The organism is Bradyrhizobium sp. (genome assembly GCF_049691595.1).
GTDB lineage: Bacteria > Pseudomonadota > Alphaproteobacteria > Rhizobiales > Xanthobacteraceae > Bradyrhizobium.
Map to the genome: position 1 here is coordinate 1 of NZ_JBAVNZ010000588.1, position 2,756 is coordinate 2,756.

General features: G+C 64.8%; 2 protein-coding genes. Both read left to right on the forward strand.

Annotated features, from left to right (window positions below):
- Window positions 1–187: 187 nt before the first annotated feature.
- On the forward strand, window positions 188–1,186 hold the full coding sequence (locus WCE35_RS23680) for a LacI family DNA-binding transcriptional regulator (RefSeq protein WP_424595737.1): 999 nt from the start codon (window positions 188–190) through the stop codon (window positions 1,184–1,186).
- Between the two features lie 212 nt (window positions 1,187–1,398).
- A complete protein-coding gene (locus tag WCE35_RS23685; protein WP_424595738.1) occupies window positions 1,399–2,595 on the forward strand; it encodes an ABC transporter substrate-binding protein in 1,197 nt (398 codons plus the stop codon).
- Window positions 2,596–2,756 lie beyond the last annotated feature (161 nt).

Here is a 2,756-nt window from a genome sequence, read left to right on the forward strand (position 1 = left end):
GCGTATCCGCCGCCAAAACGTCGGGCACCATGATCACGCCATCGCGCCTGTAGGCTTGGACATCCTGCGCTGAAATCATCCCGGCGTGCTCCTGTCGCCTTGATCTAATCAAATGGTAGCGCTGTCATATGGCTGCTACAAGCCGAATTCGTGCATTCCAGCCCCGAATTCGCTATCCTCGCAACCGATGAACACCCCTGAGTCCAGCGAACCGCATTCCGCCCCGACCTTGTCCGCGGTGGCCAAACTGGCTGGCGTGTCGTCGATCACCGTCAGCCGCGTGGTGCGGTTGCCCGATCTGGTGGCGCCCCGGACCCGGGGCCGGGTCGAGGCCGCGATGAAGGAACTCGGCTACGTGCCGAACCAGCTCGCCGGTGCGCTGGCGAGCGCCCGCACCCGCTCGGTCGGCGTGCTGGTGCCAACGATCGCCAATTCGATCTTTGCCGACACCGTGCAGGGCCTGTCGGATGAACTGGAGCCGCTCGGCTACGCCGTGATCCTGGCGCAGTCGCGTTATGATGCCGCGCGCGAGGATCATATGCTCGCGGCGCTGCTGTCGCGGCGTCCCGAGGCGATCATCATGGTGGGTTCACCCGCCACCGACGATGGCGCGCGGCTGTTGCGGCGCGCGGGGATTCCGGTCGTGGAAACCTGGGAAATTCCTCCCGCGCCGATCGACGCGGTGGCCGGATTCGACAATTACCAGGCCGGTTGCGCGGTCGCGCGCCATCTCGTCGCCCAAGGCCGCCAAAACCTCGCCTTCATCGGCGGCGACGACCCGCGCGCGACAAGACGCTGGAACGGATTCAGGGATACCGCGCTGCAAGCCGGCATCAAGCCGCCCCGCCGGCTCGTCCTCGATCGCAATGCTTCGGGCAGCGTCGTTGCGCTGGCGGACCTGCCGGGCGTGGACGCGGTGTTCGCCGCCAACGATGCCAACGCCATCGGCTTCATGTCAGGCCTGCGCGCCGCGGGACTGCTGCGCACCGGTCCGGCGTCCGAGCAGCCGGTTGCGCTGATCGGCCTCGGCGATCTCGAGATGGGCCGGCTGATCGCGCCGAGCCTGTCGACCATCCGCGTCCACGGCGATGCCATCGGCCGCACGGCGGCAAAACTGATGCTGACCCGCAGCGGGCCGCGCCATATCGATCTCGGCTTCGAACTGGTCTTGCGCGACAGCGGCTGACCAGGTGAGCCCATCGAGAACGTCGTGAATCTCGACGGGTTCGGGATCGGAAATGCGCCAGGCGGTCGGCGTCGCCGTGTTCTTCGGCATGCTCGGCGTCACGCTGTTCGGCCTGATCTTCACGCCGGCTGACCTGAAATAGATGGGCAGCCGCAGGGTTATAAAATATCATCACCTGGAATGTTGCGAACAGAAACTGCTGGGAGAGAAATATGAAATCGGGATTGTGGTCGGCTGCCGCGGCGGCATTTGGTGTTTTGCTCGCCGGCCCGGCGTCGGCCCAGGGCGTCAAGATCGGCATTCTGAACGACCAGTCGGGGGTCTACGCCGATTATGGCGGCAAGTGGTCGTTCGAGGCGGCCAAAATGGCGGTGGAGGATTTCGGCGGCAGCGTGCTCGGCCAGAAGATCGAGGTCATCTCCGCCGACCACCAGAACAAGCCCGATCTTGCAACCTCCATCGCGCGGCGCTGGTATGAGGTCGAAGGCGTCGACATGATCACCGAACTGACCACCTCCTCGGTCGCGCTCGCGATCCACGACCTGTCGAAGCAGATGAAGAAGATCGATATCGTCGTGGGTGCTGCGACATCGCGCCTGACCGGCGACGCCTGCCAGCCGTATGGCTTCCATTGGGCCTATGACACGCACGCGCTCGCGGTCGGCACCGGCGGCGCGCTGGTTCAGGCCGGCGGCGATACCTGGTTCTTCATGACCGCGGATTACGCCTTCGGCTACGCGCTGGAAAAGGACACCGGCGATCTGGTCAAGGAAAAGGGCGGCAAGGTGGTGGGCGCGGTCCGCATTCCCCTGAACTCGTCGGACTTCTCGTCCTTCCTGCTGCAGGCGCAAAGCTCGAAAGCGAAAATCATCGGGCTCGCCAATGCCGGCCTCGACACCACCAACTCGATCAAGCAGGCGGCGGAATTCGGCATCGTCAAGGGCGGCCAGAAGCTCGCGGGCCTGTTGCTGACGCTGGCCGAAGTCCACGGTCTCGGGCTGGAGGCCGCCCAGGGTCTGGTGCTGACCGAGGGTTATTACTGGGATCGCGACGACAAGAGCCGCGACCTCGCCGATCGCTTCTTCAAGCGTACCGGCCGAATGCCGAACATGATCCAGGCCGGCACCTATTCGGCGACCCTGCAGTATCTGAAGGCGGTCAAGGCCGCCGGCACCAAGGACACCGAGGCGGTCGCCAGGAAGCTGAAGGAACTGCCGGTCGACGATCTGTTCGCACAGGGCGGCAAGGTACTCGAGAACGGCCGCATGGTGCACGACCTCTATCTGTTCGAGGTCAAGAAGCCGTCGGAGTCGAAGAAGCCCTGGGACTACTACAAGCAGCTTGCCGTGGTGCCCGGCGACAAGGCGTTCCCCGCTGCCAGGGACAGCGGTTGCCCGCTGACGAAGTAGTCGCGGCAGTCGTTCAGCGCGGCTCATTCCCGATGCAAGACGCCGCGCTGTCCCTGGCGGAACAGCGCGGCGTTCGGCGAACGGCCTTCCGAAACCATTTCCCGAACGCGCGCCCGGTCTGGCTGCGTTTGTCGTTACCCATGGACAAGCCGCCACAGGAT